Raw genomic sequence first — 17,178 nt, 5'->3', positions numbered from 1 at the left:
GTCCGGAGTGTCAGACCTCCCGCCTAGACTCGCGGAGTCAGCACATTCCGTGCCGGCGGAGGCCGTGGACCAGGATCAGGCGGAGGGGGGTGGCGGACATGACGGCACGGACCAGTGAGGGCGAGGCGCGGGACACCGAGAGCGCGCCCCGGACCGCCGACATCGGCCGCCTTCTGCGCTGCGCGGCGGTCTTCCTGCCCGGCGCGGTGCCCAGGGACGGCCGCATCGCCTTCTGGGACCCGCACGCGGACGGCGACCCGTGGCACAACGACGGTGCGCAGGCACGGAGCGGCACGTCCTTCGCGTACGCGGACGCCACCGGGCGCCCCGACCCCGTCCCGTACACCGACGCCCGGCTCACGGTCGTCCGGCCGGACCCGGCGGCGGGCCCCGGGCGGGTCCGCACCACCGAGGCGCCCGCGGCAGTGCTGTCCGTGGCCGACGCGCTGCCCCTGCTCGTCCGGGCCCGTCATCAGGCGTCCGCCCACCCCGCCACCCGCTGCTGGGGCGCGGCCGCGCTGCACGCCCTTCAGCTCGTCGCACGCGGCAGGCTCCTCCCCGGACTCACGGCGGACGGTCACGACGCCTGGCGGGCCGGTCCGAGGGACGCCGAGGACGTCGCGCACCTGCGGGCGGTCGCCGCCGCCCTGCCGCCCGAGGGGCACGCGGTGCCGGTGCCCGCCTCGGAGCCGCCCCGGCTCCCCGACCCCGAGGCGTTGACCGGGTCGTTCCTGGACGCCGTCGCCGACACGCTGCCGCGCACGCCCGCCGCCGCTTTCGCGATGGGCGCCCCGTTCGCCGCCCGAGAAGCCCAGCATCTGCCCCACGCCGCCGCCTGGGCCGTCGAGGTGGCCTCGGGCCTGGACGCGGGCGTGCGGGTCTCGCTGCGCCTGGACCTCTCCGCGTACGAGCTGTTCGACACCGCAGACACCTACGCGGTCACGGCCGCCCGCGAGGAGGCGGAGGCCGCCGACGGATCCGCACCGGCGGTCCACACGGACGATCCGGCGGTCCGCCATGCCGCCGCGGCCGTCGTACAGGTCCACAGCCTCGCCGACCCGACCTACGTGGTGGACGCGGCCGCCCTGTGGAACGGCGCGGCGGGCGAGCCGTTCGGGCCGCGCTCCCGGGTCGACGCGGTGCTGGCCCTGCGCCGCGCCGCCCGCGTCTGGGCCCCGCTGGAACGACTCCTGGGGCAGCCCGTCCCCGATGTGCTCGCGATCACCGAGGACGAGCTGTACGAGCTGCTGAGCGACGCCGGATCCCGGCTGGCCGCCGCCGGGGTCGGGGTGCACTGGCCGCGCGAGCTGGCCCGTTCGCTCACAGCGGCCGCCGTCGTGCGGCCCGCGCCCGGATCGGCCACCGACGGCACGTCCTTCTTCGACGCCGAGCACCTCTTCGCCTTCGACTGGCAGCTGTCCCTGGGGGACGAGCGGCTGACCGAGGCCGAGATGGACACCCTGGCCGAGGCCCACCGCCCGGTGGTGCGGCTGCGCGACCAGTGGGTGGTCGTCGACCCCGCCCTCGTACGCAAGGCGCGCAAGCGGGAGCTGGGACTCCTGGATCCGGTGGACGCGCTGGCCGTCGCCCTCACCGGCAGTGCGGAGGTGGACGGCGAGCGGGTGGACGCCGTCCCCGCCGGGGCGCTCGCCGCCCTCCGCACGAGGATCCTCAGCCAGGACCTGACGATCGCGCCGCCGCCCGGCCTGGACGCGACCCTGCGCGACTACCAACTGCGCGGCCTGGCCTGGCTGGACCGGATGACCTCGCTCGGGCTCGGCGGCTGCCTCGCCGACGACATGGGCCTCGGCAAGACGATCACCCTCATCGCCCTCCATCTGCACCGGGCGCACCCCTCGCCCACCCTGGTGGTCTGCCCCGCCTCCCTCCTCGGCAACTGGCACCGGGAGATCAACCGCTTCGCCCCCGGCGTCCCCGTGCGCCGCTTCCACGGCACCGACCGCACCCTGAGCGATCCGGACGGCGGCTTCGTCCTCACCACCTACGGGACCATGCGCTCCAGTGCGGCCCAGCTGGCCGAGCAGAGCTGGGGCCTGGTCGTCGCCGACGAGGCGCAGCACGTCAAGAACCCGCACTCCTCCACGGCCAAGGCGCTGCGCACCATCCCCGCCCCGGCCCGGGTCGCCCTCACCGGCACCCCCGTCGAGAACAACCTCTCCGAGCTCTGGGCGCTCCTCGACTGGACCACTCCCGGACTGCTCGGCCCGCTCAAGGCGTTCCGGGCCCGGCACGCCCGGATCGTGGAGAACACCGGCACCGCCGCGGGCCTGGGCAACGAGGAGGCGGTGGAGCGGCTGTCCCGGCTGGTGCGGCCCTTCCTCCTGCGGCGCAAGAAGTCCGACCCCGGCATCGCCCCCGAGCTGCCGCCCAAGACGGAGACCGACCACCCCGTCTCGCTCACCCGCGAGCAGGCCACGCTCTACGAGGCGGCCGTCCGCGAGACGATGGCGCAGATCGAGGCGGCGGAGGGCATCGCCCGCCGGGGACTGGTCATGAAGCTGCTGACTTCGCTCAAGCAGATCTGCAACCACCCCGCCCAGTATCTGAAGGAGGAGCCCACCCGGCTCACGGGCCGCTCCGGCAAGCTCGCCCTCCTCGACGAACTGCTCGACACGATCCTGTCCGAGGACGGCTCGGTCCTGATCTTCACCCAGTACGTGACGATGGCGAAGCTCCTCTCAGCCCACCTGGCCGCCCGCGCGATCCCCTCCCAACTCCTGCACGGCGGTACGCCGGTGCCCGAGCGGGAGAGGATGGTGGACCGCTTCCAGTCCGCCGAGGTCCCCGTCTTCCTGCTCTCCCTCAAGGCGGCCGGCACCGGACTGAACCTGACCCGCGCCGCCCATGTCGTCCACTTCGACCGCTGGTGGAACCCCGCCGTGGAGGAACAGGCCACCGACCGGGCGTACCGTATCGGCCAGACCCAGCCCGTCCAGGTCCACCGGATCATCGCCGAGGGCACGGTGGAGGACCGGATCGGTGAGCTGCTGGAGTCCAAGCGGGCCTTGGCGGACGCGGTGCTCGGCACCGGCGAGAGCGCCCTGACCGAGCTCAGCGACCGTGACCTCGCCGACCTCGTATCGCTGCGGAGGCCCGCATGAGCCCGCGCCCGACCACCGGCCCGGCCGCCCGGAGACCGGCCCCCCGTGCCCGTCCCGGCCCGGACGATCTGCGGCGCACCTTCGAGGCGGTGCCCGCCCGCGCCTCCGCCGAGGGCGAGCCCTTCGCGGCCAGCTGGTGGGGCCGGGCCTGGGTGGACGCGCTGGAGTCGCTGTCGATGGACGAGGCCCGGCTCGCCCGCGGCCGGGCGTACGCCGACGACGGCCAGGTCGCGGCGATCACCGTCACCCCCGGCCGCGTCGTCGCCTATGTGCACGGCAGCCGGGCCCGCCCCTACCGCGCCGAACTGCGACTGCGTACCTTCACCGACCCCGGCTGGGAGACCCTGCTCGACGCGGTCGCCGCCCACCCCGGCCATCTGTCCGCGCTGCTGGCCAAGGAGATGCCGCACTCCCTGGCCCACACCGCCGAGGAGGCCGGTGTCCGGCTGCTGCCCGCCGCCGACGACCTCGACCCCAGCTGCACCTGCCCCGACCACGGGAGGCCCTGCAAACACGTCGCCGCCCTCTGCTTCCAGACGGCCCTGCTGCTCGACAGCGACCCGTTCGTCCTGCTGCTGATGCGGGGCCGGGGTGAGCGCGAGCTGCTGGACGAGCTGGGCCGGCGCAACGCCGAGCACTCCGCCCGCGAGCGCCCCGCCGCCCCTGCCGTCCCGTCGGTCGGGGCGCAGGAGGCCTTCGCCGGACGCTTCCTGCCCCCGCTCCCGGCGCCCCTCCCCGTCCCGCCGCACCCCGGCCAGCCACCGTCGTACCCGGACCTGCCCGGCGCCCGCGATCCGCTGGGCCTGGACCACCTCGCCACCGATGCCGCGGCCCGCGCCCACGCCCTGCTGACCACGGGCCGCGATCCGCTGGCCGGGCTCACCGCGTGGCAGGACGCCGTCCGCCTGGCCGCCGCGCGCCCGACCGCGGGGCTCACCGCCACGACCCGCGCGCTCTACCGGGAGCTGGCGTACGCCACCGGCCGCACCACGACCGACCTCGCCCGCGCCGTCGCCGCCTGGCGCCAGGGCGATGTGGAGGGCCTCGCGGTCCTGGAGACGCCCTGGGATCCGCCGGCCGGCCCCTTCGACCGGGCCAGGCCCGCGCTCGCCGCCGCCGGCTTCCCGCGCTTCACGCCGTGGCGCAACCACCTCACCCACCCGGCCGGTTCGCTCCAGCTCCGCTTCGGCCGGGACCACCGCTGGTACGGCTACGAATCCGACCCCGGCGCCGACGACTGGTGGCCGCGCGCCGCCCCCGACCCCGACCCGGTGTCCGGGCTCGAAGCGCTGCTGGCCGGTGACTCCGTCCCGGACGACTCCGGGGCCGACCCTCACTACGTGCGGTAAAACCTTTGGCCGCAGGAGAGTTGTCCCTGTTAGCGTCCTCGACGTGGCGAAACTCAATCAGATCATCGCAGTGGAGAAGGGCGTCAAGTCCAAGGCACACCAGGACCTGACGGCGGCACATCACGGCCTCCAGAAGACCGGACTGCTGGCCGGCATCTCCCGGACCTACCAGCCCAAGGACGAGGAGGGCGAGCAGCTTCCGCCCGAGTCGACGCTGGTCCAGGTCAAGGCCGAGGACGTGCTGCGGGAGACCGCGGCCACGCTGACCCGGCTCTTCGACGTGACCGCCACGAAGGACTGGGCGAACTGCTCGGCCAGGGCTGATGTGAAGGTCGACGGCCGGGTGCTGGTGAGCGAGGTGCCGGTGTCGTACCTGCTCTTCCTGGAGAAGCAGCTGACCGACCTCAACACCTTCGTCCGCAAGCTGCCCGTGCTGGACGCCGCCGAGGCCTGGGTGCAGGACCCGTCGACCGACTCCTGGAAGACCGAGCCGGTCCGCACGCTCCGCACGAAGAAGGTGCCCCGCAACCACGTCAAGGCGGAGGCCACCGACAAGCACCCGGCGCAGGTCGAGGTGTACTACGAGGACATCCCGATCGGTTACTGGACGACCGTGAAGTTCTCCGGGGCGCTGCCCGCGCGGCGCGTCAACGAACTGCTGGACCGGATCGAGAAGCTCCAGCAGGCCGTGAAGTTCGCCCGCGAGGAGGCCAACGGCACGGAGGTCACCGACCAGCGGGTGGGTGATGCGGTATTCGGTTACCTCTTCGGGTGACCGACCATGGATTCCCCGGGCGCCGCTCAAGGCGGCCGGGGTGCGCGAGGAGCGCAGGCTGAAACTGAAGCTTGTCGTGAAGGCGCGGTTCCAGTGGAGGTTCGACTCCTCCCTCCGGCACGGGCCGGAGTAGCCCAAGCAGGCAGAGGCAGCCGCCGTCAATCTCAGACTCTTGCTCCAGACTCAGCATTCGCCGCCGATCGCCGGATCGAACGGGCCCGGGCCCGCGCGCGTCGAGATGCCGGTTCAAGTCCGGCCCGCAGAGCTCCGATCTGCGGTGGTCCAAAGGCAGGACGCGACGACATCATGACTGACCCGGACCCTTAAACGTGCCGGCGTGCCAGATGGGCGGCACTCTCAGGGCCCGGAGGCCGGCTACGCCTCCGGGCCCGCTCCCGTTCGGGAGGATGCCCGGCGCCGGCTGGGCTTCCGCGTCTTCGGCCCGGCCGTCGGGGCCCTCCCGCGCCGCCGGCGCGGGCTCGGTCCTGGACGCCCTGTGCGACAACCTGCGCTCCATCGGGGACCTCACCGACGTCCACGCCGCCGCCGGCCTCTTCCGCCTCATCCGACCGGGACCGCACACGGCGGGCGGGTCACTGGCGGTACCCGTTCAGGAAGCGGCCGATGCGGCTGATCGCCGCGTCGAGGTCATCGGCGTACGGGAGGGTGAGAATGCGGAAGTGGTCCGGGCGCGGCCAGCTGAAGCCCGTTCCCTGCACCACCTGGATCTTCTCCCGCAGCAGCAGGTCCAGCACGAACTTCTCGTCGTCGACGATCGGGTGCACCTTCGGATCGATGCGCGGGAAGGCGTACAGCGCGCCCTTCGGCTTCACGCACGAGACGCCGGGGATCTCGTTCAGCCGCTCCCAGGCCCGGTCCCGCTGCTCGTGCAGCCTGCCGCCCGGCGCGACCAGTTCCCGGATGGACTGCCGCCCGCCGAGCGCGGCCTGAATGGCGTACTGCGCCGGGGCGTTGGGGCACAGCCGCATGGAGGCCAGCATGGTGAGGCCCTCCAGGTAGTTGCGGGCGTGCTGGCGCGGTCCTGACACCACCATCCAGCCGGAACGGAAGCCCGCCACCCGGTACGTCTTCGACAGGCCGCTGAAGGTGAGGCAGACCAGGTCCGGGGCGAGGACCGCCGCACTGTGGTGCACGGCCCCGTCGTACAGGATCTGGTCGTAGATCTCGTCGGCGAACACCATCAGCCCGTGCTGCCGGGCCAGGTCCAGAATTCCTTCGAGGATCTCGCGCGGATAGACCGCGCCGGTGGGGTTGTTCGGGTTGATGATCACGACGGCCTTGGTCCGGGCGGTGATCTTGGCGGCCATGTCGGCGAGATCCGGATTCCAGTCGGACTCCTCGTCGCAGACGTAGTGCACGGCCTTGCCGCCCGCGAGCGTGGTCACCGCCGTCCACAGCGGGAAGTCCGGAGCCGGGATCAGCACCTCGTCGCCGTCCTCCAGCAGTGCCTGCACGGCCATGGAGATCAGCTCGGAGACCCCGTTGCCGAGGAACACGTCGTCCACGCCTACCTCGGTCAGCCCCATGGCCTGGTAGCGCTGGACCACCGCGCGCCGGGCCGAGAGGATGCCGCGTGAATCGGTGTAGCCGTGCGCCTGTGGCAGCATCCGGATCATGTCCTGGACGATCTCCTCGGGAGCCTCGAAGCCGAAGAGCGCCGGGTTGCCCGTGTTGAGCCGGAGCACGCTGTGGCCCGCCTCCTCCAGGGCGTTGGCGTGCTCGATGACCGGGCCCCGGATCTCGTAGCAGACCTCGTTGAGCTTGCTGGACTGCCGGAACTCCATGCGCTGCCTCCCGAGCCGAATTGCGATACTTGGTTTTACCAAGCTTCAGCTTGGAAAGTCCAACAACATGTCTAGACTGCGTCGCATGCCACGTCAGCAGCAGCCAGCAGCACGCACCGTCCGTCGCCGGAGCTACGACCAGTTCTGCGCCACCGCCCGCGCCCTCGACTCCGTCGGCGACCGGTGGACGCTGCTGATCGTGCGTGAACTGCTGGGCGGGCCCCGCCGGTACACGGACCTGCACGCCGATCTGCCCGGCGTCAGCACGGATGTGCTGGCCTCCCGGCTCAAGGACATGGAACAGACCGGGCTCGCCCTGCGCCGCAGACTGCCGCCCCCGTCGGCCGCGTCGGTCTACGAGCTGACCGGGCGCGGACACGCCCTGCTGCCCGTCCTCGCCGCCCTCGCCGAGTGGGGAGCACCCGCCCTCGCCGAGCGCCGGCCCACCGACGCGGTGCGGGCCCACTGGTTCGCGCTGCCGCTGCTCGGCGCCCTCACCGGACTCACCCAGGAGGGCGTCCTCGAAGTCCGCCTGGAAGAGGGCGAGTTCCACCTCCATGTCGGCGGGGGAGCGGGGGCCGTGCTCCCGGGTGCCGAGGCGTACGGCCCGGTGTACGGATACGGCCCCGCCGACCGTCCCGACGCCCGGATCGTCCTCGACGCCGGGGTGTGCCTGGAGCTCGCGCGGGGTGGGGTGACCCTCGCGGAGGCGGTGAAGGACGGCCGAGTCGAGGTGCTCGGCGAGGGCCCGCTCGCCGCCGGACTGCGGGGCGCCTGAACCCCCGCACAAAAGCGCCCGCCCGCCGGTCCGGCGATGATGGAGCCGTGCGACTCGAAGCGATCACCTGGCAACGGCTGGCCGGCGAACTGGCCAGGTACGGCGACGGGCTGTCCGCCGCCGACGGCGGGCCCTGGCTCGCGTTCGGCATCGACGGCGCCCCGGCCGCCCGCACCGGCGAGACGGCCGAGCGCCTCGCCCAGGAGCTGCGGCTGCTCGGCCGCTCGGTCCTCGTGGTCTCCACCGAGGGCTTCCTGCGCCCGGCGAGTCTGCGCTTCGAGTACGGGAAGCGGGACCCGGACGCGTACGCCGACAGCTGGTTCGACACCGGGGCGCTGTGGCGCGAGGTGTTCCGGCCGCTGGAGGCGGGCGGCTCCGGCCGGGTGCTGCCCGATCTGTGGGACCCGGTGACCGACCGGGCGACCCGCACCCCGTACCACTCGCTGCCCGAGGGCGGGGTCGTCGTCGTGCACGGCCCGTTCCTGCTGGGGCACTGGTTCCCGTTCGCGCTGAGCGTCCATCTGCGGCTGTCCCCGGGGGCGTTGCGACGGCGTACGGAAGAGTCGGAACGCTGGACCCTGCCCGCCTTCGTCCGGTACGAGGACGAGGTGTCGCCCACGGAGCGGGCGGACGTGGTGGTCCGGGCGGACGACCCCTCGCACCCGGCCTGGTCGGGGCTGCCTGGGAGCGGGTGAACCGCGCACGGGCGCCGCACCCCTCATCACCGGGCGGGCGGCGCGTCACCGGTCGTCACCGGACGCGCGGTGCGGCCCCGCGGCCGACGGGCGTGGCCCGACGTCACCTGCCGGGCGGCGGCCGCCCGCCCACCGTGGCCACGGCCTCCGCCCCCGCCCGGCAGCCCTGGGCGGCCGCGGCCAGGTCGTCCGCCCCGGCCAGCAGCGCCGCGAGGAACCCGCCGGTGAACGCGTCGCCCGCCCCCGTCGAGTCGACCGGCTCGCGCACCGGAGGGGCGGGGACGCGGCCGACGACCTCGCCCCCGGCGGCCACCACGGCTCCCCGCGCGCCCAGGGTGACGACGACGCGCGGGAACCACCGGCTCAACGCGGCCGCCGCCGGTTCCGGCCCGGGCAGCCCGGTGAGGAGCCGGGCCTCGTCCGCGTTCGGCAGCAGCAGCTCCGCCCCCTCCGCGAACTCCAGGAACCGCTTCGGCCCCAGCTCGCCGAGGAACCCGGCCGACGCCGGATCCACGCTCACCGGAACGCCCCGCTCCACGGCGGTGCGCAGGGCGAGGAGCGCGGCGGCCCGGCTCGTCGCGGCGAACAGGAGGTAGCCGGACAGATGCAGCCGCCCGGCACCGTCGAGCATCGAGGGCGCGAAGTCCTCGGCGGCGAGCCGCAGCACCGCCCCGCCGTCCGTCAGGAAGGTGCGCTCGGCCGCCGCGTCGACCAGGGCGATGACGGTCGCCGTCGGAAACGCGTCGTCCACCGCGAGGAACGCCCGCACCCCCGCCCGCTCCAGCGCCTGACGGTGCCAGTCGGCGGACTCCGCCCCCGCCCTGGCCAGCAGCCGGGCGTCCGGGCAGCCCGAACGCACCGCCCAGCAGGCGACATTGGCCCCCGCGCCGCCCGGCAGGGTGCGGATCCGGGCCGCCGTGTCCGTACCGTGCGCGAGCGCCGGTCCATGACGCGCCACCACGTCCGTGACCACGTCCCCCACCACCAACAGCCCGCCGCCCGCCGCAGGACCACTCACCGGGCACCCGCCGCCGCGACGGCGATCCGCGCCGCCAGCGCCACGTTTCCGCGTACGGCCGCGAGGTTCGCCTCCAGCGACGCGCCCTCGGTCCGCCGCATCAGCCGGTCCAGCAGGAACGGCGTGACGCCCTGCCCCGAGATGCCCCGCTCCCGGCACACCTCCAGCGCCTCCGCCAGCACCCGGTCGTGCAGCGCCGGATCCAACTGATCCCGCTCCGGTACGGGGTTGGCGACGATCAGCGCGGCCGCCGGGCCGCCCAGCGCCTCCTTCGCCCGGATCACCTCCACCACCTCCTCGGGGCTGTGCACCGTCCAGTCGACGGGTTCGCCGGAGCTGCTCAGGTAGAAGCCGGGGAAGAGCTCCGTGCCGTAGCCGACGATGCCGACGCCGAGGGTCTCCAGCCGCTGGAGGGTCGCCGGGACGTCGAGGATCGACTTCACCCCCGCGCAGACCACGGTGATCCCGGTGCGGGCGAGCAGCCGCAGATCGGCCGACTCGTCCTGGTCGTCGGTCCATCCCCGGTGTACGCCGCCCAGCCCGCCCGTCGCGAAGACGCCGACGCCCGCCCGCGCCGCCAGGAACGCCGTCGCGGACACCGTCGTCGCCCCGCTCGCCCCGGAGGCGAGCGCCGGAGCCAGATCGCGGTGCCCCAGCTTGCGTACCGCCTGATCACCGGCTACCCGCTCCAACTGCTCCGTGCTCAGGCCGACATGGGCCCGCCCGTCCAGAACGGCGACGGTCGCCGGAACAGCGCCGGCGGACCGGACGAGCCCCTCCAGTTCCAGGGCCACGGCCAGGTTGCGTGGGCGCGGCAGACCGTGCGCGATGATCGTCGACTCCAGCGCCACGACAGGCAGTCCGGCGCTCAGGGCGGCGCGCACCTCCGACGGGAGCACGGGCTCGTAGGGTTCCGGTGATTTCTGAGGCATGCCCCATCCCTGTCGCGGGCGGGAGGGGCGCAAACCACGGACGGACCTCCTGTGGTGGGTCCTGGCCGCGGTGTGGCCGGAAGCGGTCGCTAAGGTGACCGGCCATGACGACAAACGACCAGGTCCCCGCCTCCTTCGCCGTACACATCCCGGACGCCGAGCTCGTTCCGGAACCCCTCGATCCGGCGCAGATCGTCTCGGGCGACCCCGTGGTGACGGGCAAGGTGCTGTGGGAATCGGCCGACGGCAAGCAGATCCGGGGGATCTGGCAGATCACGCCCGGCGAGGTCACCGACACCGAGGCGAACGAGCTGTTCGTGGTCGTCAGCGGCCGGGCGACGGTCGCGGTCGAGGGCGGGGCGACGCTGGAGATCGGCCCGGGGGACGCCTGCGTCCTGCGCGAGGGCGACAGGACGACCTGGACCGTTCACGAGACGCTCCGCAAGGCGTACCACATCAGCCTCTGACGGCTGTTGCTGGTTCTGGTTCTGGCTCTGTGAAGTCTGCCGCGGGGGCGGTCCGGCGGCGGGTCAGCCGCTGACCGGGCCCGGCCGCCGCAGGCCCCGGCGCAGGGCGAGCGCGGCCACCGGCAGCAGCAGAGCGGCACCGATCGCGTTCAGGGGGCCGTACCCCCACTGGGCGACGATCACCCCGGCCGCCGCCCCGCCGACGCCCGCCGCCGCGTTCATCGTCAGGTCCGACAGCCCCTGCACCGCCGCCTGGGCGGACTGCGGCACCGCGTCGGTGAGCAGCGCCGAGCCGGCGATCATCCCCGCCGACCAGCCGAGGCCCAGCACGAACAGGCCCAAGGCGGTCTGCCCGTGCCGGGGACCGGCGGTGCCCGCGAGCAGCGCGGCGAAGCTCAGCAGTCCGACGGCCAGGCCGATCACGGCCAGTCGGCCGAACCGGTCGGCCAGCCATCCCATCACCGGCGAGAACGCGTACATGCCCGCGATGTGTCCGCTGATGACGAGCCCGATCAGCTGGAGACCGGCGCCGTGCCGGCCCAGGTCGACCGGGGTCATGACCATGATCGACACCATGGCGGTGTGCGACACGGTGACCGTCACCAGGGCCAGCCGCGCCATCGGCGACTCCCGGACCGCCTCGATCCCGGCGCGCAGGGATCGCTTCGGCGGCCCCGCCGGGCCCTCCGGGATCAGGGAGCGGGCGGTGAGAAGCGGATCCGGGCGCAGCGCGAGCGCCACGACGAGCCCGGCGAGCAGGAAAACGGCGGCCGAGCACAGATACGGCCCGGCCGCCTCGGGCACCCGCGTACCGCGGAACAGCCGGCTCGCCGGGGCCGAGATGTTGGGGCCCAGCACCGAGCCGATCGTGGTGGCCCAGACGACGGTGGAGATCGCCCGCGCCCGCCGCTCCGGCCCCACCAGGTCGGCCGCCGCGAACCGGGCCTGGAGACCGGCCAGGGACCCCGCGCCGAACGCGGCCATGCCGAGCAGCAGCAGCGGGAAGCTGGGCAGCATCGTGGCGAGGACCACCAGGCCACCGCCCAGCGCACCGATCAGATAGGCGAGCACCAGGCCGGACCGGCGGCCCCGGGAGGTCATCAGGGCGGCCAGCGGCAGCGACAGCAGCGCCGTGCCGACGACGGACGCGGTCGGCGCCAGCCCGGACAGCGCCTCGGAACCGCTCACCTCGGCGGCCAGTATCGGGGCCAGGGCGATGCCGACGGCCACACCGAGGCCGCCGAGTATCTGGCTGACGATGAGCACGGCCGACGTCCGGCGCTGAAGAGCGGGCAGCCCGGCGGCCGTGACCTGAGGGGAGGGGAGAGGGGTCGTCACCGGCGCAGTGTGCCACCGCTCGGCGGCCGCCGTTCACCCGGGCGGGTGAACGGACTCCGGCGATGTCCGACCGGACGCTCCGGGGAGGTGTCCGGCCCTTCCCTAGAACAGCGGCTGCGGCAGGACCCCCTCCAGCGCCAGCAACTGCCGCTTGGTCTCCGGACCGCCGCCGAACCCGCCCAGGCCGCCGTCGCTCTCCACCACCCGGTGACACGGCACCACCACCGGCAGCGGGTTGGCCCCCATGGCCGCCCCCACCGCCTGCGCCCCCTCCGGCCGGCCGACCCGCGCGGCCAGTTCCCCGTACCCGACGACCGTGCCGTAGGGCACCCCGGACGCCAGCTCGCGGAGCACCTCACGGTGGAACCCCGCGGTCAGCGACCAGTCCAGATCGAGGTCGAAGTCCTCCCGCTCGCCGGCGAAATACGCCGCGAGCCTGCGTATGGGCTCGGCGAGCCGCGCCGAGCCGGGCGCCTCCACCGGCTCCGTGCCGAACCGGGCCCGCAACCGGTCGAGCATCGCGTCCCGTACGCCGGGACGGGCGTGGAAGGACACGCTCACCAGTCCCGCCCCGGTCGCGGCGAGCAGCAGCGGGCCGATGTCGCTGTCCACGACGGTCCACTCGACAGCCGGCTCGCCGCCGGTCCCGTAGTTCTTCATGCCGACCACCGTACGACCGGCCACTGACAGCGGTGGTCCCGTCGGCGACAGCGGCGGTCCCACCGGCGGAAGACCGACGGGACCGCCGACACGACGCGGTGCGCCGCGTCAGCTCGTCGCGTCGCGCACCACGTCGGGGAAGTTGGTGATGATGCCGTCGACCCCGTAGTCACGGGCCTTCACCGCGTCCGCCGCCTTGTTGACCGTCCACGTGTTCACCCGCAGCCGCTTGCCGTGCGGGCCCTTGAGCCGGTGGACGGCCGCCACGTAGTCGGCGCCGATCGTCGCGTACGAGGGGTTGATCTGATCGGTGAACGCCGCGTACGAGGGCAGGTCGGCCACCGCCGGGGTGCCCAGGAAGCCGGTCGTGATGTCGGGGCGCAGGGCGTGCACCTTCTTCACGCTTTCGGCGCCGAAGCTCTGGATGACCAGCCGGTTCCGCACGTGGGAGCGGTCCAGCCACCCCGACCGCCCCAGCACCCGGATGATGTCCCGCTCGATGCCCGGGTAGGTCGCCGGGCTCTTGATCTCCAGGAGCAGCTTCTGCCGGTTGCGCTCCAGGCGGTGCAGGAACTGGGTGAGCGTCGGCACCCGGGCCCCGGTGAACTGCGTTCCGAACCAGCTGCCCGCGTCGAGCTTCGCCAGCTCCGCCGCGGTGAAGTCCTTGACCGCCCACGGCGCCCGGTCGGGGAAGACCTGCTCGACGTCCGTCGTGCGCTTCAGGTTGGTGTCGTGCAGCACGACGAGCTCGCCGTCGCGGGTGCGGTGGACGTCGTTCTCGACCCAGTCGATGCCGAGGGCGTCCGCGGCGTCGGCGGCGGCGAGGGTGTTCTCCGGCGCGTAGCCCGATGCCCCCCGGTGGGCCACGACGACCGGGGCCGTCTGCCGCTCCGGAGCCTCGGGCCGGTCGGCGGGGAGCAGGGCGCCGGCGCCGAGCAGGGCGGCGGCCGCGGTGGAAGCGGTTGCGGTGCGGACGAACACGGGGACCCCTCACGTCGGGAGTGTGCGGACACGCAGAGAGTGACAGCGGCCCGCCAACGCCCGGCGGGGCTGCGATGGCCGAGGAATGAACGGAACCTTCGGTCCCGGGGCCACCGCGGGAGCAGGGCACGAGGTCGTGCCGATAAAATGGGCTTTCTTTGTCTGCCCGCCGGGACTCGCCCCTTGGGGACCCTCCTCGACCCCGGGCCTTCTCGAAGGGCGTGCGCGTATGCAGGGAACGATCGACGGATTCACCCACGGCCTGGTGACTCCGGTCGCGGCATTCCTCATGGCCGCCCTGGGAGCCGCCCTCGGGCTCCGCTGCACCACCCGGTCCCTCCACACCGCACGCTCCCACCGGGCCGGCTGGCTGGCGCTGGGCTCGCTGTCCATCGGCTCCGGGGTGTGGACCATGCACTTCGTCGCGATGACGGGCTTCACCGTCCAGGAGGCTCCGATCTCCTACGACAAGCCCCTCACCTTCGCCGGCCTGGCCGTGGCCGTGGTGATGGTCGGCATCGGCATCTTCATTGTCGGGTACCGGGGCGCGACCCGCATGGCGTTGATCACGGGCGGCACGATCACCGGCCTCGGCATCGCCTCCATGCACTATCTCGGGATGGCGGGCATGCGCATGGACGCGCGGTTCGCGTACGACACGCCCCTCGTCGTCCTCTCGGTGCTGATCGCCGGGTGCGCCGCCACGGGCGCGCTGTGGGCGACCGTCACCCTCCGAGGAGCCCTCTCCGGCCTCGGCGCGAGCATCCTGATGGCCGTCGCGGTGACCGGGATGCACTACACGGGCATGGCCGCGCTCGATGTGCACCTGCACCTGCCGCCCACCCTGCCGGCGGACCTGGCCGACGTCCTGCCCGGCGACCGGCCCACCGAGATGATCGGCCCGATGCTGGCCGGCCCCGCCTGTTTCCTGCTCCTCGCCGCGGTGGTGCTGATGTTCGACCCGAGGGCGGTGACGGGCGGACCCGGCCCGGACCCGCGGACCGGGGGGGCACCCGCGGAGAACCGCCCGCGAAGGCGCGGGAGGGGTCCGGTACCGCTGATCCGGGGCCGTCGTCGGTGGTGATCCGGGGCCGTTGTCAGTGGCGAGCCGTACGGTGGTTGCATGCGGCCCGTTTCCAAGATCGAACGTTCGGTGGCGCCCTTCGAGGTCGTCAGTCCCTACCAGCCCAGCGGTGACCAGCCGGCGGCCATCGCCGAGCTGGAGCGGCGTATCCGCGCAGATGAGAAGGACGTCGTCCTGCTCGGCGCGACCGGCACCGGCAAGTCGGCGACCACCGCCTGGATGATCGAGAAGCTGCAGCGCCCCACCCTGGTGATGGCACCGAACAAGACCCTCGCAGCCCAGCTGGCCAACGAGTTCCGTGAGCTCCTCCCGAACAACGCGGTGGAGTATTTCGTCTCGTACTACGACTACTACCAGCCCGAGGCGTACGTCCCGCAGTCGGACACCTACATCGAGAAGGACTCCTCCATCAACGAGGAGGTCGAACGGCTGCGCCACTCGGCGACGAACTCGCTGCTCACCCGGCGCGACGTCGTGGTGGTCGCCTCCGTCTCCTGCATCTACGGCCTCGGCACGCCCCAGGAGTACGTGGACCGCATGGTCCAGCTCAAGGTCGGCGAGGAGATCGACCGCGACCAGCTGCTGCGCCGCTTCGTCGAGATGCAGTACAGCCGCAACGACCTGGCCTTCACCCGCGGCACCTTCCGGGTCCGGGGCGACACCATCGAGATCTTCCCGGTCTACGAGGAGCTCGCCGTCCGCATCGAGATGTTCGGCGACGAGATCGAGGCCCTGTCCACGCTCCACCCGCTGACCGGCGAGATCATCAGCGAGGACCCCACGGTCCACGTCTTCCCCGCCAGCCACTACGTCGCCGGGCCCGAGCGCATGGAGAAGGCCGTCGGCGGCATCGAGCGGGAGCTGGAGCAGCGCCTGGCCGAGCTGGAGAAGCAGGGCAAGATGCTGGAGGCCCAGCGGCTGCGCATGCGCACCACGTACGACATCGAGATGCTCCGCCAGATCGGCACCTGCTCCGGCGTCGAGAACTACTCGATGCACTTCGACGACCGTGCGCCCGGCACCGCCCCCAACACCCTCCTCGACTACTTCCCGGACGACTTCCTCCTCGTCCTGGACGAGTCCCACGTCACGGTCCCGCAGATCGGCGCGATGTACGAGGGGGACGCCTCTCGCAAGCGGACCCTCGTCGACCACGGCTTCCGGCTGCCGTCCGCGATGGACAACCGGCCGCTGAAGTGGGAGGAGTTCCTGAAGCGGACCGACCAGACGGTGTATCTCTCCGCCACCCCGGGGAAGTACGAGCTCTCGCGCGGCGACGGGTTCGTCGAGCAGATCATCCGTCCCACCGGCCTCGTCGACCCCGAGGTCGTGGTCAAGCCCACCGAGGGCCAGATCGACGACCTGGTCCACGAGATCCGCAAGCGCACCGAGCGCGACGAGAGGGTCCTGGTCACGACGCTCACCAAGAAGATGTCGGAGGACCTCACCGACTACTTCCTGGAGCTCGGCATCCAGGTCCGCTACCTGCACAGCGACGTCGACACCCTGCGCCGCATCGAGCTGCTGCGCGAGCTGCGCTCCGGCGAGTACGACGTGCTCGTCGGCATCAACCTCCTGCGCGAGGGCCTCGACCTTCCCGAGGTGTCCCTCGTGGCGATCCTCGACGCCGACAAGCAGGGCTTCCTGCGCTCCGGCACCTCGCTCATCCAGACCATCGGCCGCGCCGCCCGTAACGTCTCCGGCCAGGTCCACATGTACGCCGACAAGATCACCCCGGCGATGGCGCAGGCGATCGACGAGACGAACCGCCGCCGCGAGAAGCAGATCGCCTACAACACCGAGCGTGGCCTCGACCCGCAGCCGCTGCGCAAGAAGATCAACGACATCGTCGCGACCATCGCCCGCGAGGAGGTCGACACCGAGCAGCTCCTCGGCACCGGCTACCGACAGGGCAAGGAGGCCAAGACCCCGGTGCCCGCGCTCGGCGGCAAGGCAGCCAAGGGCGGCGCGAAGGGCAGGGCGGCCTCGCCCGGCGCGGTGCTCAGTGACCGGCCCGCGACCGAACTGGCCGGGATCATCGAGGAGATGACCGAGCGGATGCGGGCCGCCGCGGCGGACCTGCAGTTCGAGGTGGCCGCCCGGCTGCGCGACGAGGTCGGTGAACTGAAGAAGGAACTGCGTCAGATGAAGGAGGCGGGCCTCGCCTGATCCCG

Annotated in this window: 14 protein-coding genes and 1 pseudogene; 9 read left to right on the top strand and 6 right to left on the bottom strand. The window is 73.0% G+C overall.

Going from position 1 to position 17,178, the window contains the following annotated elements:
- The first annotated feature begins 98 nt into the window (after positions 1-98).
- The 4 genes and pseudogenes from IG90_RS0134255 to IG90_RS47210 all read left to right on the top strand — a co-directional run.
- A complete protein-coding gene (locus IG90_RS0134255; protein ID WP_030593724.1) occupies positions 99-3,122 on the top strand; it encodes a DEAD/DEAH box helicase in 3,024 nt (1,007 codons plus the stop codon).
- The gene (locus IG90_RS0134250) at positions 3,119-4,471 is read left to right on the top strand and encodes an SWIM zinc finger family protein (protein ID WP_030593721.1); all 1,353 of its coding nucleotides are present in this window, start codon (positions 3,119-3,121) and stop codon (positions 4,469-4,471) included. Before IG90_RS0134255 ends, IG90_RS0134250 begins: the two co-directional genes overlap by 4 nt.
- 43 nt (positions 4,472-4,514) lie before the next feature.
- Entirely contained in the window at positions 4,515-5,246 is a 732-nt protein-coding gene (locus IG90_RS0134245; RefSeq protein ID WP_030593709.1) for a DUF7873 family protein, read from the top strand.
- A 406-nt stretch (positions 5,247-5,652) separates the two neighbouring features.
- A pseudogene (locus IG90_RS47210) lies at positions 5,653-5,812 on the top strand (VWA domain-containing protein); the annotation flags it as partial.
- A gap of 27 nt (positions 5,813-5,839) precedes the next feature.
- On the opposite strand, the gene IG90_RS0134235 reads toward IG90_RS47210, so the two are convergent.
- Positions 5,840-7,051 (bottom strand): pyridoxal phosphate-dependent aminotransferase, encoded by a 1,212-nt coding sequence (locus IG90_RS0134235; protein ID WP_030593707.1) that lies wholly within the window; start codon positions 7,049-7,051, stop codon positions 5,840-5,842.
- An 85-nt stretch (positions 7,052-7,136) separates the two neighbouring features.
- On the opposite strand from IG90_RS0134235, the gene IG90_RS0134230 reads away from it, so the two are divergent.
- Positions 7,137-7,829, top strand: coding sequence for a winged helix-turn-helix transcriptional regulator (locus IG90_RS0134230; protein ID WP_030593705.1), 693 nt, complete (start codon positions 7,137-7,139; stop codon positions 7,827-7,829).
- 47 nt (positions 7,830-7,876) lie between these two features.
- Positions 7,877-8,524, top strand: a complete 648-nt coding sequence (locus IG90_RS0134225; RefSeq protein ID WP_030593703.1) for a nucleoside/nucleotide kinase family protein — start codon at positions 7,877-7,879, stop codon at positions 8,522-8,524.
- Positions 8,525-8,627: 103 nt separating this feature from the next.
- On the opposite strand, the gene IG90_RS0134220 is transcribed toward IG90_RS0134225, so the two are convergent.
- Both IG90_RS0134220 and IG90_RS0134215 read right to left on the bottom strand, forming a co-directional pair.
- Positions 8,628-9,542, bottom strand: coding sequence for a carbohydrate kinase family protein (locus tag IG90_RS0134220; RefSeq protein WP_030593701.1), 915 nt, complete (start codon positions 9,540-9,542; stop codon positions 8,628-8,630).
- A complete protein-coding gene (locus tag IG90_RS0134215) occupies positions 9,539-10,474 on the bottom strand; it encodes a pseudouridine-5'-phosphate glycosidase (RefSeq protein WP_030593698.1) in 936 nt (311 codons plus the stop codon). Before IG90_RS0134215 ends, IG90_RS0134220 begins: the two co-directional genes overlap by 4 nt.
- A 104-nt stretch (positions 10,475-10,578) precedes the next feature.
- Between IG90_RS0134215 and IG90_RS0134210 the strand changes: the two genes are divergently transcribed.
- Complete coding sequence (locus IG90_RS0134210; RefSeq protein WP_030593696.1) at positions 10,579-10,941, top strand: cupin domain-containing protein; 363 nt, start codon at positions 10,579-10,581, stop codon at positions 10,939-10,941.
- Between the two features lie 63 nt (positions 10,942-11,004).
- Here IG90_RS0134210 and IG90_RS0134205 read toward each other — a convergent pair whose 3' ends face one another.
- The 3 genes from IG90_RS0134205 to IG90_RS0134195 form a co-directional block, all read right to left on the bottom strand.
- Entirely contained in the window at positions 11,005-12,279 is a 1,275-nt protein-coding gene (locus tag IG90_RS0134205) for an MFS transporter (protein ID WP_030593695.1), read from the bottom strand.
- Between the two features lie 102 nt (positions 12,280-12,381).
- The gene (locus IG90_RS0134200) at positions 12,382-12,939 is read right to left on the bottom strand and encodes a methylated-DNA--[protein]-cysteine S-methyltransferase (protein ID WP_030593692.1); all 558 of its coding nucleotides are present in this window, start codon (positions 12,937-12,939) and stop codon (positions 12,382-12,384) included.
- A 108-nt stretch (positions 12,940-13,047) separates the two neighbouring features.
- Complete coding sequence (locus tag IG90_RS0134195) at positions 13,048-13,920, bottom strand: glycerophosphodiester phosphodiesterase family protein (protein WP_030593690.1); 873 nt, start codon at positions 13,918-13,920, stop codon at positions 13,048-13,050.
- A 229-nt stretch (positions 13,921-14,149) separates the two neighbouring features.
- Here IG90_RS0134195 and IG90_RS40025 point away from each other — a divergent pair, with 229 nt between their 5' ends.
- Together IG90_RS40025 and uvrB are read left to right on the top strand one after the other, a co-directional pair.
- Positions 14,150-15,004, top strand: a complete 855-nt coding sequence (locus IG90_RS40025) for an MHYT domain-containing protein (protein WP_233436164.1) — start codon at positions 14,150-14,152, stop codon at positions 15,002-15,004.
- A 39-nt stretch (positions 15,005-15,043) separates the two neighbouring features.
- Positions 15,044-17,173, top strand: coding sequence for an excinuclease ABC subunit UvrB (gene uvrB / locus IG90_RS0134185; RefSeq protein ID WP_030593687.1), 2,130 nt, complete (start codon positions 15,044-15,046; stop codon positions 17,171-17,173).
- The last annotated feature ends 5 nt before the right edge of the window (positions 17,174-17,178 follow it).

Source organism: Streptomyces anulatus, from assembly GCF_000721175.1.
In the GTDB taxonomy this organism is placed as follows: Bacteria; Actinomycetota; Actinomycetes; order Streptomycetales; family Streptomycetaceae; genus Streptomyces; species Streptomyces anulatus_C.
This window is presented reverse-complemented; position numbering and strand designations above follow the sequence as displayed.